Source organism: Streptomyces sp. NPDC023541 (assembly GCF_055559995.1).
On record NZ_JBVHJO010000002.1, the window covers coordinates 66153 to 82244 of the forward strand.

Consider the following 16092-nt stretch of genomic DNA (forward strand, 5'->3'; position numbering starts at 1 on the left):
CGCTTCCCATTTCCCCCCGAAACGGATTCCCCCCACGGGACCCGGATCGGGGCGTCCTTGAGCCGGGACCCGTTCGGGTCGGGAGGGCCGCTCAAAGCCTCCCGCGGGCACGTGTCCCGGCCGGCGGATGCCGCGGAAAACCCCCAAGGTTTCCGTGGAACGTCCCCCAAGACGTTCCTGGCATCGCCCCATTAGACCTGTCACGACCCCGGATGGTTACGTTGAGGTCACTGTGATCTGCGTCTCCCGTGAAGGAAGTGTGGGAACGATGCGAAGGCGATCCACTAGCGGAAGGACCGCAACCGCAGGCTATTGGTCACCACGAAGACCGAGGAGAAGGCCATCGCGGCCCCCGCGATCATCGGGTTGAGCAGGCCGGCCGCCGCGAGCGGGAGAGCCGCGACGTTGTAGCCGAAGGCCCAGAAGAGGTTGCCCTTGATGGTGGCCAGGGTCCGGCGGGAGAGCCGGATCGCGTCCGCCGCCACCCGCAGGTCGCCCCGTACGAGGGTCAGGTCGCCGGCCTCGATGGCCGCGTCGGTGCCGGTGCCCATGGCCAGCCCCAGGTCCGCCTGGGCCAGCGCGGCCGCGTCGTTGACCCCGTCGCCGACCATCGCGACCGTACGGCCCTGCGCCTGGAGGCGGCGCACGACGTCCACCTTGTCCTGCGGCAGCACCTCGGAGATCACCTCGTCGATGCCCACCGCGCGGGCCACCGTCTCGGCGACGGCCCGGTTGTCACCGGTCAGCAGCACCGGGGTCAGGCCCAGTTCCCGCAGCCGGGCGACCGCCTCGGCGCTCGTCTCCTTGACCGCGTCGGCCACGGTCAGGACCCCGCGCGCCGCGCCGTCCCACGCCACGAGGACGGCGGTGCCGCCCTCGGCCTCGGCGGCCGCCTTGGCCCGCGCCAGCCCGGCCGGCAGGGTGATCGACCGCTCCGCCAGCAGCTGCTCGCGGCCCACCAGCACGGCGTGGCCGTCGACCACGCCCTGGACGCCGAGGCCGGCGAGGTTCTCGAAGCCCTCCGGCACGGGCATCGCGCCCGCCCGGTCGGCGGCGGCGGTGGCCACGGCCCGGGCGATCGGGTGCTCCGAGGCGTGCTCCAGCGATCCCGCCAGGCGCAGCAGTTCCAGCTCGTCGACCCCCTCGGCGGCGACGACGCCGGCGAGGGTCATCCGGCCCGTGGTGACGGTGCCGGTCTTGTCGAGGACGACGGTGTCCACGCGGCGGGTGGACTCCAGCACCTCGGGGCCCTTGATCAGGATGCCGAGCTGCGCACCCCGCCCGGTACCGACCATCAGCGCGGTCGGGGTGGCCAGGCCCAGGGCGCACGGGCAGGCGATGATCAGGACGGCGACGGCGGCGGTGAAGGCGGCCGTCGGGTCCCCGGTGACGAGCAGCCAAGTGGTCCAGGTGCCGAGCGCGAGGACCAGGACGACGGGTACGAAGACTCCGGAGATCCGGTCGGCGAGGCGCTGTACCTCGGCCTTGCCGTTCTGCGCGTCCTCCACCAGCTTGGCCATCCGGGCGAGCTGGGTGTCGGCCCCGACCCTGGTGGCCTCCACGAGCAGTCGCCCGGAGGTGTTGACGGTGGCGCCGGTGACGGCGTCGCCGGCGGAGACCTCGACCGGGACGGATTCGCCGGTCAGCATGGAGGCGTCCACGGCGGAGCTGCCCTCGACGACCGTGCCGTCGGTGGCGATCTTCTCCCCGGGGCGGACGACGAAGCGGTCGCCGACGGTGAGTGCCGCGACCGGGATGCGCACCTCCTTGCCCGCGCGCAGGACGACGACGTCCTTGGCGCCCAGCTCCAGCAGGGCCCTGAGGGCCGCGCCCGCCTTCCGCTTGGAGCGGGCCTCCAGGTAGCGGCCGAGGAGGATGAAGGTGACGACCCCGGCCGCGACCTCCAGATAGATGGCGGTGGAGCCGTCCGTACGGGAAATGCTGAGGTCGAAGCCGTGCCGCATGCCGGGCATGCCCGCGTGGCCGAAGAACAGCGCCCACAGCGACCAGGCGAAGGCGGCGAGCGTGCCGACCGAGACCAGGGTGTCCATGGTGGCGGCGCCGTGCCGGGCGTTGGTCCAGGCGGCCTTGTGGAAGGGGAAGCCGCCCCAGACCACGACGGGCGCGGCGAGGGTCAGTGAGAGCCACTGCCAGTTGTCGAACTGGAGGGCCGGGACCATCGCGAACAGGACGACGGGCAGGGCGAGCGCGGCGGAGACCAGCAGCCGCTGCCGCAGTGCGGACAGCGCCGGGTCGACAGCCGCGGGCGGCTCCTCCTCGCCCGGCGCCGGAGCGGGCGGTGCGGGCGGCGCGGGTTCCTCGGCGGTGTAACCGGTCCTGACGACGGTCGCGATCAGGTCCGCGACCCGGACGCCGTCGCCGTAGGAGACGTGGGCCTTCTCGGTGGCGTAGTTCACCGTGGCCTCGACGCCGTCCATCCGGTTGAGCTTCTTCTCGATGCGGGCCGCGCAGGAGGCGCAGGTCATCCCGCCGATCGAGAGTTCGACCGCCGTTATCGGTCCGTCGTGCACTGTGCTGGTCATGTTCCGGCTCCAGGGGGATGGCCGGGCCGTACGGGTCCAGTATGAGCTGGCCGGCACGGCCCGGCGGGGTGCTGCGATTGCCGCGGGTACTGCCGAAGCAGGGGGCGGGATGCTCAGACCTGTCCGGCGAACTCGTAGCCGGCCTCGTCCACGGCGGCGCGGACGTCCTCGTCCGCGAGCGGGGCGGCGGAGACCACGGTGACCTCGCCGGCAGCGGCGACGGCCTTGACCGAGGTGACGCCCGGCAGGGCGGCGATCTCGCTGGTCACCGCGCCCTCGCAGTGGCCGCAGGTCATGCCGGTCACCCGGTAGACGGTGGTGGTCTGGGTGTCCGTCTCGGCGGTCATGTCGTTCTCCTCTTCAGGGGTGTGTCCGGTCACCGGGAGGGGTGGCCGATGACTCCACCGTCCTCCCGACGATCCGAGACTATACCCCTAGGGGGTATAAAGCGAGCATCGGCTCCCGGTCTTTCGGAGCCGTGGGAGGGCTCAGTCCCCGCGGCGCCCCCGGTTGCCGGGCCGGCGGGCCACCCAGGCGCGGACCGTCTCGGCGTACCAGTACGGCTTGCCGCCCTCCACGTGGTCGGGCGGCGGGAGAAGGCCGTGCTTGCGGTAGGAGCGCACGGTGTCCGGCTGGACCCGGATGTGTGCAGCGATCTCCTTGTACGACCACAGCTGTCGCTCGCTCATGTCGGACACCTCCTGGTCCACGCCGCCGGGCCGGCCGGGCGGCCGTCGGGGATCCGGCGCGTGGACGCTGACGATCACTCGCGTTGTGCCCGGCGAACGACGCGGGACGAGGGCCCGGCAGGGGCTGTCGACCCCCTGTGACGGAAAACCCGCGTAACGCGGACATGCGTGACACAAGGGCGACCCCTGTGACCGGAGAGTCACAGGGGCCGGACGAGGAATGTGAGGGACGGGGTACGGGGGATCAGCGGAGGGCGGACCGGTGCAACGGATCAGCGGTACAGGGCCGGCCGCTCCGCGAGTTCCACCGCGGTCCGTACGCCGCTGCGCGCGGCCGCGAGGCCCGCCTCGGAGACGGCGGCCGCCGCGTAGCCGTCCCACGCGTCGGGCCCCGCCACCCGTCCGCGTGCGGCGGCGGCCACCCAGCGCCGCAGCTGACGGTCGTAGGCGTCGGCGAAGCGCACCGTGAAGTCCTGGTCGATCGCGCCGCCCCACCGACCCGCCGCCTGCACCACCATCGCGTGGCCGTCGCCGATCCGGGCACTGCCCGCCTCGCCGACCGCCTCGCACTGCACCTGGTAGCCGAAGCCGCAGTTGACGAAGACCTCCACGTCGACGACGGCCCCTCCGGAGGTCTCCAGCAGCACCATCCGGGGGTCGATCAGCCCCTCGGGCGCGGCCGACGTCGGCCGCGGCGACAGCACCGTCACCGCGGTGATCTCCTGCCCCAGCAGCCAGCGGGCGGCGTCCACCTCGTGCACCACGGAGTCGCTGATCAGCATGTCGCTGGTGAAGAAGGACGGCGAGGAGGCGTTGCGGTGCCGACAGTGCAGGAAGAGCGGACGGCCGATTCCGCCCGCGTCCAGCAGCTCCTTCAACTGCTCGTACTCGGCGTCGTGGCGCCGCATGAACCCCACCTGCACCAGGCGCCGCCCCAGCCGCTGTTCGGCCTCCATGACGCGCAGCGCCCCCGCCGGCTCCGGGGTCAGCGGCTTCTCGCACAGCACCGGCAGCTCCCGCGCCAGGGCCTGCAGGATCGCTTCCTCGTGGGCGGGCCCGGGGGAGGCGATCAGTACGGCCTGGACCCCCGGCGCGGCTATCGCCGCCGCCGGATCGGTGTGCGCGCTCGCGCCGTCGAGGGCGCGAGCGACCTCCTTGACCCGGTCCCCGTCCGGATCGGCCACGGCCACGACCCGGGCCCCGCCGACGGTCCGCCCGAACCGGCGCACATGGTCCGCGCCCATCTTCCCGGTGCCGATGACGGCGATGCCGAGCGTGCTGGTCATGTCGTGTTCCTCCGGAAGGTCAGCGGGCGCCGCAGGAGCGCAGGTAGGCACGGGTGCGGCGGGCGATCGGCAGCGGCCGGTCGGGCGGGCAGGGGTACATGTCCTGCTCCACGATGGCGAACAGGTCCACCCCCAGCCGCTGGGCCGCCGCCAGTACGGGCTCCAGCGCGGGCACCCCCGACGGCGGCTCGCACATCACCCCGCGGCCCACGGCCGGCCCGAAGGGCAGCTCCTGGGCGACGACTTCGGCGAGGATCCGCGGGTCCACCTGCTTGAGGTGGAGGTAGCCGATCCGCTCGCCGAAGGTCTCGACGGCCTGCACGCTGTCCCCGCCGCAGTACGCGTAGTGGCCGGTGTCCAGGCAGAGCGAGACCAGGCCGGGGTCGGTGGCGTCCAGGAAGCGGGCCACGTTCTCCGGCGTGTCGATGTGGGTGTCGGCGTGCGGATGGACGACGATCCGCAGCCCGTACCGGTCCCGCACCTCGCGGCCGAGGCGCTCGGTCTGGGAGGCCAGTTCCCGCCACTGGTCCGGGGTGAGGGTGCGGTCCTCCAGCACCTTCCCGGTCTTGTCGTCCCGCCAGAAGGAGGGGATCACGACGAGATGGGCCGCCCCCATGGCCTGGGTGAGTGCGGCGATCCGCGACACGTGCTCCCAGGTCTCCTCCCACACGGCGGGCCCGTGATGGAGTCCGGTGAAGACGGTTCCGGCCGAGACCCGCAGGCCGCGCGAGGCCGTCTCCTCGGCGAGGCGGGCGGGATCCGTGGGGAGGTAGCCGTACGGGCCGAGCTCGATCCACTCGTACCCGGCCCCGGCCACCTCGTCGAGGAAGCGCCGCCAGGGGGTCTGCTGCGGGTCGTCGGGAAACCAGACACCCCAGGAGTCCGGAGCCGAACCGATGCGGATACGGGTCAACGCGGGCGGGGAGGACGTCATAACGGCCACCTTAGGGTGGAGGACGAGTGGGAGGACTGACTGTGACCGGCACCGGCGATCCGTATCCGTTCGACCTGATCACGATGGGCCGGATCGGGGTGGATCTCTACCCGTTGACGACCGGCGTACCACTGGCCGAGGCGGAGACCTTCGGCAAGTTCCTGGGCGGCTCCCCGGCGAACGTGGCCGTCGCGGCGGCCCGTCTGGGCCGGCGGGTGGCGGTGATCAGCCGGACCGGCGCGGACCCCTTCGGTACGTATCTGCGCACCGAACTGCGGGGCTTCGGGGTGGACGACCGGTGGGTGACCGAGGTCGCCGGGCTCCCCACGCCGATCACCTTCTGCGAGATGTTCCCGCCCGACCGTTTCCCGCTGTACTTCTACCGGCTGCCGAAGGCCCCGGACCTGCAGATCGCGGCGGACGAGGTGGACCTGGAGTCGGTACGGGCGGCCCGCGTGTTCTGGATGACGGGCACGGGCCTGAGCGAAGAGCCCTCGCGGACGGCGACGCTGGCGGCGCTGGAAGCCCGCGGCAGCGACCGGTCGGCGACGACGGTGTTCGACCTCGACTGGCGGCCGATGCTGTGGCGGGAGAAACCGGAGCCGTACTACGGGCGGGCGCTCGCGCACGCCACGGTGGCCGTCGGGAACCCGGAGGAGTGCGAGATCGCCACGGGCGAGACCGACCCGTACGCGGCGGCCCGGGCGCTGCTCGCCGCCGGGGTGGAACTGGCGGTGGTCAAACGCGGCCCGGAGGGCGTGCTGGCGGTCCACCGCGACGGGACGGTGGCGCAGGCGGCGCCGGTCGCGGTGGACGTGGTCAACGGGCTCGGCGCCGGTGACGCGTTCGGCGGGGCGCTGTGCCACGGGCTGCTGGCGGGATGGGAGTTGGAGCGTGTCGTGCGGTACGCGAACGCGGCGGGGGCGATCGTGGCCTCGCGGCTGGCGTGCTCCAGCGCGATGCCGTTCTCCCACGAGGTGGAGGAGGTGCTGGGGCGTGCCGGTGGTGTCTGAGTGGGCGATGGAGTGGACCCGGCTGCGGGTGCTGGCGCTCGAGCCGGGCGAGACGTACGGGTTCGCCTGCGGCGACGCGGAATGGATCGTGCTCCCGCTGTCGGGCGGCTGCCGGGTCCGCTGCCGGGGCACTGCCCCGGCAGCGGAGCCGCAGGTGTTCGAACTGCGGGGGAGGAGCGGGGTTTTCGCCGGTCCCACCGACTTCGCGTACGTGCCGCGCGACGCGCGCGCGGAGATCACCTCGGAGCGCGGCGGCCGGTTCGCCCTCGCCGGGGCGCGCTGCGAGCGCCGGCTGCCCCCGCGGTACGGCCCGGCCGGGGACGTCCCCGTCGAGCTGCGCGGCGCGGGCCAGTGCTCGCGCCAGGTCAACAACTTCGCCGCCGCGGGCCCGACCGGCTTCGAGTGCGACCGGCTGATCGCCGTCGAGGTCCTCACCCCCGGCGGGAACTGGTCCTCGTACCCCCCGCACAAGCACGACGAGCACCACCCCGGCGAGGAGTCGCGCCTGGAGGAGATCTACTGGTTCGAGATCGCCCCCCACGGGGGCACCCCCGGCCTCGGGTACCAGCGCGTCACGCCCTCCCCGGCCGGGAAGACCGACATCCTGGCCGAGGTGCGGACCGGCGACGCCGTGCTGATCCCGGACGGCTGGCACGGTCCGTCCATGGCCGCCCCCGGGCACGACATGTACTACCTGAACGTGATGGCCGGACCGGGCGGCGGCGGGCCGCGGGAGTGGCTGATCCGCGACCACCCCGACCACGGCTGGATCCGCGGCAGCTGGGAGGGGCAGGACGTCGACCCCCGGCTGCCCTTCCCCCGAGCAGGAGCGGAGGACCACCGATGAGGCTCACCGTCGCCCAGGCGCTCGTACGCTTCCTCGCCGCCCAGTACACCGAGCGCGACGGCCGGCGCCACCGGCTGGTCGCCGCCACCTGGGGGATCTTCGGGCACGGGAACGTCGCCGGCATCGGCCAGGCCCTCCTGGAGAGCGGCCACGCCGGCCCCGACGCCATGCCCTTCCTCCAGGGCCGCAACGAGCAGGCCATGGTGCACGCCGCCGTCGGGTACGCCCGCCAGAGCGGCCGGCTGTCCACGCACGCCGTCACCACGTCCATCGGCCCCGGCGCCACCAACCTCGTCACCGGCGCCGCCCTCGCCACCATCAACCGGATCCCGGTGCTCCTGCTGCCCGGGGACACCTTCGCCACCCGCCCCGCCGATCCCGTGCTGCAGCAGCTGGAGGTGCCCCATGCGGGGGACGTCTCCGTCAACGACGCCCTGCGGCCCGTCTCCCGCCACTTCGACCGGATCATCCGCCCCGAGGCCCTGGTCCCGGCCGCCCTCCAGGCCGTACGCGTGCTCACCGACCCGGTGCAGACCGGTGCCGTCACCCTCGCGCTGCCGCAGGACGTGCAGGCGGAGGCGTACGAATGGCCCGAGGAGTTCTTCGCCGAGCGGATCTGGCACGTACGCCGCCCGCGGCCCGACCGCGCCGAGCTCGCCGCCGCCGCGGCCGCCGTACGGGGCTCCGCGCGCCCCCTGATCGTCGCCGGCGGCGGGATCCGGCACAGCGGGGCGCAGGCCGCCCTCGCCGCCCTCGCCGAGGCGACCGGGATCCCGGTCGCCGTCACGCAGGCGGGCAAGGGCGTGCTCCCGTACGGCCACCCCGCCGATGTCGGCGGGATCGGCCACACCGGTACGGCCACCGCCGACGCCCTCGCCCGGGAGGCCGACGTCGTCCTCGCCGCCGGGACCCGGCTCAGCGACTTCACCACCGCCTCGGCGACCCTGTTCCAGAACCCGGCCGTCCGGTTCGTCGGCCTCAACCTGGACCCGTACGACGCCCACAAGCTCGCCGCCCGCCCCCTGGTCGCCGACGCCCGCGAGGGCCTCGACGAGCTCCGGGAGGCGCTGGCCGGCCACCGTGTGGACGCCGCGTACGAGACGGCGTACCGGGACGGGGCCGCCCGCTGGGACGCCGTCACCGACCGGGCGTACGCCGTGTCCGCGCCCGACGAGGAGCTCCCGCCCACCCAGGCCCAGGTGCTCGGACTCCTCGACGGGCTCGTCGACGCCACCGACATCCTGGTCAACGCCGCCGGCTCGCTCCCCGGCGACCTGCACAAGCTGTGGCGGGCCCGGTCCGCGGACCAGTACCACGTGGAGTACGGCTACTCCTGCATGGGCTACGAGATTCCCGCCGCCATCGGGGTCGCGCTCGCCGCGCCCGGCCGGCCCGTGTGGGCGCTGGTCGGCGACGGGACGTACCTGATGAACCCGACCGAGATCGTCACGGCCGTCCAGGAGGGCGTCCCGATCAGGGTGGTCGTCCTGGACAACCACGGCTACGCCTCCATCGGCGGCCTCTCGGGGGCGGTGGGCGCCGAGGGCTTCGGCACCGCCTACCGCTTCCGGGCACCGGACGGGACGTACACCGGTGACCCCCTTCCGGTGGACATCGCGGCCAACGCCGCCTCCCTCGGCATGGCCGTGATCCGCGCCCGCACCGTACGTGACCTGCGGGAAGCCCTTGCCGAGGCCCGCTCGGCGACGCGTCCCACATGTGTCTACGTACAGACCCGAACGCCAGACACTGTGTCGGGCCCACCCCCGGCACAGGCGTGGTGGGATGTTCCTGTGGCCGAGACCGCGACCCGCAAGGCGGCGTCCCGGGCCCGTGAAGAGTACGACCGGCAAGCCGCGCAGCGACGTCGCCATCTGTGAAGGAGCAATAGGCATGAAGACCGTCAACCACTGGATCGGTGGCAAGACCGTCGAGGGCGCGTCGGGCAACTACGGCCCGGTCACCGACCCGGCCACCGGCGAGGTCACCACGCAGGTCGCGCTCGCGTCGGCCGAGGAGGTCGACGCCGCGGTACAGGTCGCGAAGGAGGCCTTCCTGTCCTGGGGCCAGTCCTCGCTGGCCGCACGCACCAAGGTGCTCTTCGCCTACCGGGCCCTGCTCGACGCCAACCGCGACGCCGTCGCCGAGCTGATCACCGCCGAGCACGGCAAGGTCCACTCGGACGCGCTGGGCGAGGTCGCGCGCGGCCTGGAGATCGTCGAGCTGGCCTGCGGGATCACCACGCAGCTCAAGGGCGAGCTGTCGACGTCGGTGTCCAACCGCGTCGACGTGGCCGCGATCCGCCAGCCGCTGGGCGTCGTCGCGGGCATCACGCCCTTCAACTTCCCGGCCATGGTGCCCATGTGGATGTTCCCGCTGGCCATCGCCTGCGGCAACACCTTCGTCCTCAAGCCGAGCGAGAAGGACCCGTCGGCGTCGAACAAGCTGGCCGAGCTGATGACCGAGGCCGGCCTGCCGGCGGGCGTGCTGAACGTGGTCCACGGCGACAAGGCGGCCGTCGACGCGCTGCTCGCCCACCCCGACGTCGCGGCCGTCTCCTTCGTCGGCTCCACCCCGATCGCCCGCCACATCCACACCACCGCCTCCGCCAACGGCAAGCGCGTACAGGCGCTCGGCGGCGCCAAGAACCACATGCTGGTCCTGCCCGACGCCGACCTGGACGCGGCCGCCGACGCGGCGGTCTCCGCCGCCTACGGTTCGGCCGGCGAGCGCTGCATGGCGATCTCCGCCGTCGTGGCCGTCGGCTCCATCGGCGACGCGCTCGTCGACAAGATCCGCGAGCGCGCCGAGAAGATCAAGATCGGTCCCGGCAACGACCCGACCTCCGAGATGGGCCCGCTGATCACGGCCGCCCACCGCGACAAGGTCGCCTCGTACGTCAAGGGCGCTGCCGCCCAGGGCGCCGACGTGGTCCTGGACGGCACGGGCCTGCGCGTGGAGGGCAACGAGAACGGCCACTGGATCGGGCTGTCGCTGCTCGACAACGTGCGCACCGACTCCGACGCCTACCGCGACGAGATCTTCGGCCCGGTCCTGTGCGTCCTGCGCACGCAGACCTACGAGGAGGGCGTGGCCCTCATCAACGCCTCGCCGTTCGGCAACGGCACCGCGATCTTCACCCGCGACGGCGGCGCCGCCCGCCGCTTCCAGCTGGAGATCGAGGCGGGCATGGTCGGCGTCAACGTCCCGATCCCGGTGCCGGTGGGCTACCACTCCTTCGGGGGCTGGAAGGACTCGCTCTTCGGCGACCACCACATCTACGGCAACGACGGCATCCACTTCTACACCCGGGGCAAGGTCGTGACGACCCGCTGGCCGGACCCGTCGGACGCCCCCGCCGGCGTGGACCTGGGCTTCCCCCGCAACCACTGACCTCCCGCAGGACCGGCCCGCCCCCCGCAGTCTCGGCGAGGGGGCGGGTTTCGCTCCGAGGAGGGGTCACACGCGCGACCAGACGTCGGACGCGGCCGCGGTGGCCCAGACCGCGTCGCCGTGGCCGTAGCCCGGGACCACGGTGAAGGAGACGTGCTCGTTGCCCCCCGCGCGGATCAGCTCCGCGCCGCGCGGGTGGTCGCCGCGGCCCAGCTCGGTGTTGACCCAGACCACCTCCGCGGTGATGCGGTCCCAGGCGATCCGGTACGTGGAGTCGTCGCCCGCCCAGACCGCGGCGAGATCCCGCATCAGGGCCGCCGGCAGGAGTCCGCTGCCGAGGGCCGAGGTCGCGGCGTGCCAGACGGCCGTCGGGGTGTGGGCCAGGGCGAAGCGGTCCCCGGCGGGGGTGGCGCCGAAGGTGTAGGTCCCGGCGCCGTGGCCGCGGGTGTAGATCCAGTTCGCCGGCCCCGGGAGGGCGGCCGTGCGGATCAGCGCGAAGTGGGCCAGCCCGGCGTGGGTGAAGCGCTGTGCCGGGTCCGGCGGCCAGGGCGCCGGGGAGACGCCGTCCGGGTCGGCCACCGCCTTGGCGATCAAGGCCGCGAGTCCCGGATCGACGTGGGGGACGCCCTGCGCGAGCTGGGTGGCGTACGCGTCCCGGGTGTCGGCCGCCCGCAGCGCGAGGTCCCCCGTGTACGGACCGGTCGTGTCCAGCGCCACGACCCGGCGCAGCCGCGGCGAGGTGTCGTGCGAGGCCGCGTCCAGCGCCAGGGCCGCCCCGGCCGAGTGCCCCGCATACTGGTACGGCAGCCCCAGTACGCGATCCAGCGCGCCCACCACACCGGCCAGGTCCAGGCGGTGCGACTCCAGCCCCCACTCCGCGCGGACGTCGGCCGCCGCGGCGGCGTCCTCGCGCGGGGTGACCCCGACGACGAGCAGGCCGCGGCGGCGCAGCTCGTGGGCGAGGTTGTGGTCGCTCGGGCCGCCCGGGGTGAAGAACTCCGCCGCGAAGTTCAGGCCGCCGCCGGGCAGCAGGTACGCGATGCCCCGCGGTGCCCGCGCCGTGTCCGCGATCACGTCCAGGGTGACGGGGGCCGGGCCGCCGTCGTCGAGCGGGAGGGTGAGGCGGATCCAGCCGTCGCCGGGCAGGTAGGCGGCGGTGCCGGTGCCCAGGGCACGCTCGATGCGGGTCAGCAGCCCCGTGCCCTTGGCCGCGTCGCCGTGCTGTCGTTCCCTCACAGGTGTCCCCCCTTGAGCCGGTGATGGCCGGATACCGTCACTCGGGGACACCCTCGCCGGTCAGCGCGTTCCAGCCAAGTCCAAGACGGATTCCTCCTGTTCGCTCTCGGCGCGACGGCGTCGGCGCAGCACCCGCACGGTGGCGCCCGCGCCCGCCAGGACCAGCAGCAGACCCGCGGCGGGCCAGGGCACGGCGACGAAGCGGGTCTCGGACCGGGAGACGAGATCGGGGTGGCCCGCCGCGCCCGCCGTGATCCTGACGGTCACCCGGTCCGACTGGGGGGCGTCCGGCCAGGGTTCTGTCAGCTCGATCCGCTGGCCCGGCAGCAGGGTCAGCTTCAGTTCACGTGCCGGCCGGTCCAGCACCCGGCGCCCGAACAGCCCCTCCGCGAAGATCGCCACCTTGGGCCCGACCACCACGTTGCCCCGGTTGACCAGCGCGTAGGAGACGGTGGCGCGGGCGTCCTTCACCCAGGGCAGCAGCGGGGCGGACCGGCTGACCCGCACGTCCTCCACGCTCAGCCCGGGAGCGACCGGCCCCGGCACCCGGAAGTACAGGCGGGCGCCCACCGAACGCTTCACCCCGACCTGGACCCTGCCGTCCTGCTGCACGCCCTCCACGGCGGTGCCCAGGGCCACGATCCCGCCCACGTGGTCACCGGGCGTCGCGTCCGCCGGGACCTTCACGGTGAAGGGGATGTCCTTGCGGCCCTTGGCCGCGACGGTGACGGTGCCCGCCGCCTCCGGGGCCAGCGCGATCCACGCGCCGAGGTCCTTCGGCGCCGCCTCCACCGGCAGCAGTGCGAACGCGCCGCCGGCCGGGGTGTTCACGGCGTCGGTGGCGAAGACCTGGAACGTCAGCTCCCGGTCGGAGGAGTTCAGGACGGTCACGCTGTCGGTGAGCGTGGTCCCGGCCGCGCCCTGGTGGAAGAAGTACGCGCGATCGCTCATGGCGGCGCCGGCCGCGGGCGTCGGGAACACCGCCCACGTGCCATTGTCCGCGGCCGTCGCCGGGCCGGCCGGCAGCAGGTCCGCGGACAGCGTCAGCAGGCCGAGGAGCAGACCGTACAGGAAGGTGCGGGTGCGGCTACGCGTACGGCGGCGGGTGCGCATGGGCGGTCTCCAGTCGGCGCGGAGAGGGGAAGGGGTGGTGCGGCGCCGGAGCGCCGCACCACCCTGATGGAGCGGCCGTGCGGACGTGCGGGTCAGGCGATCGAGAAGGTGACGACCGTCTGGTAGGTGTCGGCGAACATGAAGGGCGGGAGTTGGATCATCCCGGCGCCGCCGACGGCGAACTCACCGCCGGTCAGCTCGTCGCCCCCGGCGGCCTGGGAGGCCACCTTCATCGGGACGTCGGAGATCGCGCCGGGCGTGCCCGCCGTGCAGGTGCTCGGACTGTCCGGGTTGGTCACGGTGCAGGACGGCTGGATGCCGATCTGCGCCTTCGCCATCGAGTGGCCGGTGGTCTGGTTCAGGAACGGCGTACGCGTCGCCGTCACGTCCCAGCCGAGCGAGCCGCCGCGGAAGTCCTGGACGGTCGCGGCGTTGAAGACGCCGACCACCGACTGGGCCTTGCCGTTGATGGTGACCGAGCCGAAGCTGACGGCCGGCTGGCCGTCCTTCGGCCCCAGGGCCAGCGGTCCGGGAAGGACCTCGACGTCGACCGGGTTCTTCACACCGGCCTGCTCCTCCAGGAAGACGAAGGCCTTGTACGGGGTGATCGAACCGTCGATCCTGATCGTGTCGGCCTTCTTGGTGACCGTGATGTTGCAGGTGGCGGCGCCGGACGCGTCCGCCGTGCCGGTGCCGGTGTCACCGGTCGCCGCCCCGGTGAGCAGGGCGGAGCAGGTGACCGGACCGGCCGGGAAGTTGGCGCCGCCCACGACGACGGCGGTGCCCGCCGGGCCGCTGTTGGGCGTCAGCTTCGTGGTGACCGGGTCCTTGGGCAGGGCCTCCACCGCGACCGAGCCGAGCGAGGCGCTCGGGCGCGGGGCCGGGGTGCAGGTGGTGGTGAACACCGAACCGGAGAGGTCCGCGTCGGTCACCGCGAGGTCGAGGGCGACCTGGACGGTCGTGCCCTCGGTGCCGTCCGGGATCTTGATGGTGCCGGAGAAGGCCTTGGGGTCGAGGGGCTGGCCGGCCACGACGGACACGGTCTCCGGCGGGCTGGTGACCACCTGGGTGGTGGCGCCGACCTTGAGGGTGATCTTGGACGTGTTCACCGTGGTGACGGAGAACGACGGGATCAGCGGGCTCGCACCCGGGTCGATCGTGATCGGGACGACGTCACCCGCCTTGGCGCCGTCGGGCAGCGTGACCGTCCAGTTCTGGTTGCCGGAGCCGTCCGGCTGCGGCGCCGGGGCGTCGCAGTTCTCGAAGACGGCCGTCGTCCTGGTCGCGGCCTGTGCGGGGCCCGCCAGGCCCGCCACTGCGCCGGTGAGGGCCAGCGACAGGGCCCCCACCCCGGCCAGCACTCTGCGTCGATGCGTTCTCGTACTCACTGGGTCGCGACTCCTTCGTCATGACGAACCCTCCCCCCACCCGCTGTGTGGGGGAGGCCGAGCCGGTGCGGTGGCCGATATTGACGCGTCACGGTGATGAGAAGTCAATGACTTGCTTTCGCCCGAAGCACACACAAATTGATGGGCCATCAGCCTGGGGCTGATGGCCCATCGGATGCCGCCCGGTCGGGGTCGGAGCGGGCACCGGCCGGTCCGGCCGCGGTACAGGCCTTTTCCGGCCTTTTCCGGCCGTGATTACGACGGGCGGGCGGTGGTGGGCACGTGCAGCAGGCGGTTCGGGGTGCCGGCCGGAAGTCCGGTGATCCGGTCGGGTACGGCGCCGCGCACCAGCGCTTCGGACACCTGCGCCGGGGTGCGCGCCGTACCGCCGGCCAGGAGCAGCGCGGCGGCCCCCGCCACGTGCGGGGCGGCCATCGAGGTGCCGGAGGAGCGGGCCGTGCCGGTGGTGGAGTCCTTCCGGGCGGAGGTGACGGCCACGCCCGGCGCGAACAGGTCGACGCAGGAGCCGTGGTTGGAGAACGGCGCACGGCGGTCCGCGGCGTCGGTCGCGCCGACGGTGACGGCCTGCGGGACGGAGGCCGGGGATCCGCCGCAGGCGTTCCTGCCGTCGTTGCCGGCGGCCGCGACGAAGGTGATCCCGGAGGACACGATCCGCAGTACGGCGGCGTCGAGGGCGCGGCTGCGGCTGCCGCCCATGCTCATGTTCGCCACGGCCGGGGTGTCCGGGGCGCGGCCTGCGTCCTTCACCACCCAGTCGAGACCCCTGAGCATGGCCGACAGGCGCCCGTCGCCGCGGCAGTCGGCCACCTTGACGGAGACGAGGGAGACACCCTTGGCGACTCCGTACGTCGCCCCGCCCACAGTCCCCGCGACGTGCGTGCCGTGGCCGTTGCAGTCCCGGGAGCCCTCCAGGAAGACCGCGTTGTGCCCGGCCCGGGCGCGGTCGCCGAACTCCTGGTGGCGGGTGTTGACACCGGTGTCGAGGATGTAGACGGTGACGCCCTCGGCCTTCGTGGCGTACGTGTACGAGCCGTCGAGCGGGAGCTCGCGCTGGTCGATCCGGTCGAGCGACCAGGGCGCGGGGCTCTGCGGCGGCAAGGCGGTGACCGCGGAGCCCGTGTCGGCGTCGGTGCCGGTGCCGGTACCACCGCCGGTGCGGCTGTCGGTCTCGGCTCCGGTGATGTGGAAGACCGTGTCCGGTTCCACCGAGGCCACCCGGGGGTCGGCGGCCAGGGCGGCGGCCCGCGCGGCGGTGGTGCGGACGGCGAAGCCGTCGAGGGCGGCTTCGTAGACGGGGCCGACCTCGTCACCGGACTCCGCGGCCTCGGCGGCCAGGGCGCGGGCCGGGGCGCGCGGGGCGGTGTCCTTGAGGACGACGACGTACGGGGAGACGGCGTTCTCGGTGGCCGCGGCCGCGGTGGCGGTGGCGGCGGTGGCGGCGGTCTGCGGTGGCGGGGTGATGGCCGTGGCGGCCGCCGCCAGCAGCGCGGCGGCGGGGAGCAGCGGGGTGAAGGGGGTCATGCGGCCGATGCTCGGCGAGCGGCCGTACGGGCGCGCGGAGGGTGCGCCGAGTGGCGGCAGGACACGCCGCCGCGCGGGGTACATCGGCGGCCCCGCCCGGCGGATGGG

At 73.6% G+C, this 16092-nt stretch carries 13 protein-coding genes; 4 read left to right on the forward strand and 9 right to left on the reverse strand.

The genetic code is table 11. The features are described from left to right. Positions 1–284: 284 nt before the first annotated feature. From ACZ3X1_RS04275 to ACZ3X1_RS04295, 5 genes are all read right to left on the reverse strand, one after another. Positions 285–2543 carry a heavy metal translocating P-type ATPase gene (locus ACZ3X1_RS04275; protein ID WP_467276428.1) on the reverse strand — a complete coding sequence of 753 codons (2259 nt, stop codon included), beginning with the start codon at positions 2541–2543 and terminating at the stop codon, positions 285–287. A 113-nt stretch (positions 2544–2656) separates the two neighbouring features. Next, complete coding sequence (locus ACZ3X1_RS04280) at positions 2657–2890, reverse strand: heavy-metal-associated domain-containing protein (protein WP_467276430.1); 234 nt, start codon at positions 2888–2890, stop codon at positions 2657–2659. 141 nt (positions 2891–3031) lie between these two features. Next, the gene (locus ACZ3X1_RS04285) at positions 3032–3232 is read right to left on the reverse strand and encodes a helix-turn-helix transcriptional regulator (RefSeq protein ID WP_356810114.1); all 201 of its coding nucleotides are present in this window, start codon (positions 3230–3232) and stop codon (positions 3032–3034) included. A 272-nt stretch (positions 3233–3504) separates the two neighbouring features. Next, positions 3505–4518 carry a Gfo/Idh/MocA family protein gene (locus ACZ3X1_RS04290; protein WP_356810113.1) on the reverse strand — a complete coding sequence of 338 codons (1014 nt, stop codon included), beginning with the start codon at positions 4516–4518 and terminating at the stop codon, positions 3505–3507. A 19-nt stretch (positions 4519–4537) separates the two neighbouring features. Then, positions 4538–5452: a sugar phosphate isomerase/epimerase family protein gene (locus ACZ3X1_RS04295; RefSeq protein WP_356810112.1), complete on the reverse strand. Its 915-nt coding sequence runs from the start codon at positions 5450–5452 to the stop codon at positions 4538–4540. 26 nt (positions 5453–5478) lie between these two features. On the opposite strand from ACZ3X1_RS04295, the gene iolC reads away from it, so the two are divergent. Genes iolC through ACZ3X1_RS04315 form a run of 4 tightly spaced genes read left to right on the forward strand, consistent with a single transcriptional unit; the run spans position 5479 to position 10705 of the window. Continuing rightward, positions 5479–6465 (forward strand): 5-dehydro-2-deoxygluconokinase, encoded by a 987-nt coding sequence (iolC, locus tag ACZ3X1_RS04300; protein WP_356810111.1) that lies wholly within the window; start codon positions 5479–5481, stop codon positions 6463–6465. A 7-nt stretch (positions 6466–6472) separates the two neighbouring features. Continuing rightward, positions 6473–7312 carry a 5-deoxy-glucuronate isomerase gene (gene iolB / locus ACZ3X1_RS04305; RefSeq protein WP_356810150.1) on the forward strand — a complete coding sequence of 280 codons (840 nt, stop codon included), beginning with the start codon at positions 6473–6475 and terminating at the stop codon, positions 7310–7312. Beyond that, positions 7309–9192, forward strand: a complete 1884-nt coding sequence (iolD, locus tag ACZ3X1_RS04310) for a 3D-(3,5/4)-trihydroxycyclohexane-1,2-dione acylhydrolase (decyclizing) (protein ID WP_356810110.1) — start codon at positions 7309–7311, stop codon at positions 9190–9192. Before iolB ends, iolD begins: the two co-directional genes overlap by 4 nt. Positions 9193–9205: 13 nt before the next feature. Beyond that, a complete protein-coding gene (locus tag ACZ3X1_RS04315) occupies positions 9206–10705 on the forward strand; it encodes a CoA-acylating methylmalonate-semialdehyde dehydrogenase (RefSeq protein WP_356810109.1) in 1500 nt (499 codons plus the stop codon). Between the two features lie 66 nt (positions 10706–10771). On the opposite strand, the gene ACZ3X1_RS04320 is transcribed toward ACZ3X1_RS04315, so the two are convergent. From ACZ3X1_RS04320 to ACZ3X1_RS04335, 4 genes are all read right to left on the reverse strand, one after another. Further along, on the reverse strand, positions 10772–11941 hold the full coding sequence (locus ACZ3X1_RS04320; protein ID WP_467276437.1) for a hypothetical protein: 1170 nt from the start codon (positions 11939–11941) through the stop codon (positions 10772–10774). Positions 11942–12001: 60 nt separating this feature from the next. Then, on the reverse strand, positions 12002–13054 hold the full coding sequence (locus ACZ3X1_RS04325) for a WxL protein peptidoglycan domain-containing protein (RefSeq protein ID WP_467276439.1): 1053 nt from the start codon (positions 13052–13054) through the stop codon (positions 12002–12004). A 92-nt stretch (positions 13055–13146) separates the two neighbouring features. Next, the gene (locus ACZ3X1_RS04330) at positions 13147–14442 is read right to left on the reverse strand and encodes a hypothetical protein (protein ID WP_467276441.1); all 1296 of its coding nucleotides are present in this window, start codon (positions 14440–14442) and stop codon (positions 13147–13149) included. A gap of 255 nt (positions 14443–14697) precedes the next feature. Further along, the gene (locus ACZ3X1_RS04335) at positions 14698–15984 is read right to left on the reverse strand and encodes a S8 family peptidase (protein ID WP_467276444.1); all 1287 of its coding nucleotides are present in this window, start codon (positions 15982–15984) and stop codon (positions 14698–14700) included. Positions 15985–16092: the final 108 nt, after the last annotated feature.

Excerpts from the sequence above, each read along its gene's own strand:
- ACZ3X1_RS04275 (WP_467276428.1), bottom strand. The coding sequence starts at position 2,543 with ATGACCAGCACAGTGCACGACGGACCGATAACGGCGGTCGAACTCTCG.
- ACZ3X1_RS04280 (WP_467276430.1), bottom strand. The coding sequence starts at position 2,890 with ATGACCGCCGAGACGGACACCCAGACCACCACCGTCTACCGGGTGACC.
- ACZ3X1_RS04285 (WP_356810114.1), bottom strand. The coding sequence starts at position 3,232 with ATGAGCGAGCGACAGCTGTGGTCGTACAAGGAGATCGCTGCACACATC.
- ACZ3X1_RS04290 (WP_356810113.1), bottom strand. The coding sequence starts at position 4,518 with ATGACCAGCACGCTCGGCATCGCCGTCATCGGCACCGGGAAGATGGGC.
- ACZ3X1_RS04295 (WP_356810112.1), bottom strand. The coding sequence starts at position 5,452 with ATGACGTCCTCCCCGCCCGCGTTGACCCGTATCCGCATCGGTTCGGCT.
- iolB (WP_356810150.1), top strand. The coding sequence starts at position 6,473 with ATGGAGTGGACCCGGCTGCGGGTGCTGGCGCTCGAGCCGGGCGAGACG.
- iolD (WP_356810110.1), top strand. The coding sequence starts at position 7,309 with ATGAGGCTCACCGTCGCCCAGGCGCTCGTACGCTTCCTCGCCGCCCAG.
- ACZ3X1_RS04315 (WP_356810109.1), top strand. The coding sequence starts at position 9,206 with ATGAAGACCGTCAACCACTGGATCGGTGGCAAGACCGTCGAGGGCGCG.
- ACZ3X1_RS04325 (WP_467276439.1), bottom strand. The coding sequence starts at position 13,054 with ATGCGCACCCGCCGCCGTACGCGTAGCCGCACCCGCACCTTCCTGTAC.
- ACZ3X1_RS04335 (WP_467276444.1), bottom strand. The coding sequence starts at position 15,984 with ATGACCCCCTTCACCCCGCTGCTCCCCGCCGCCGCGCTGCTGGCGGCG.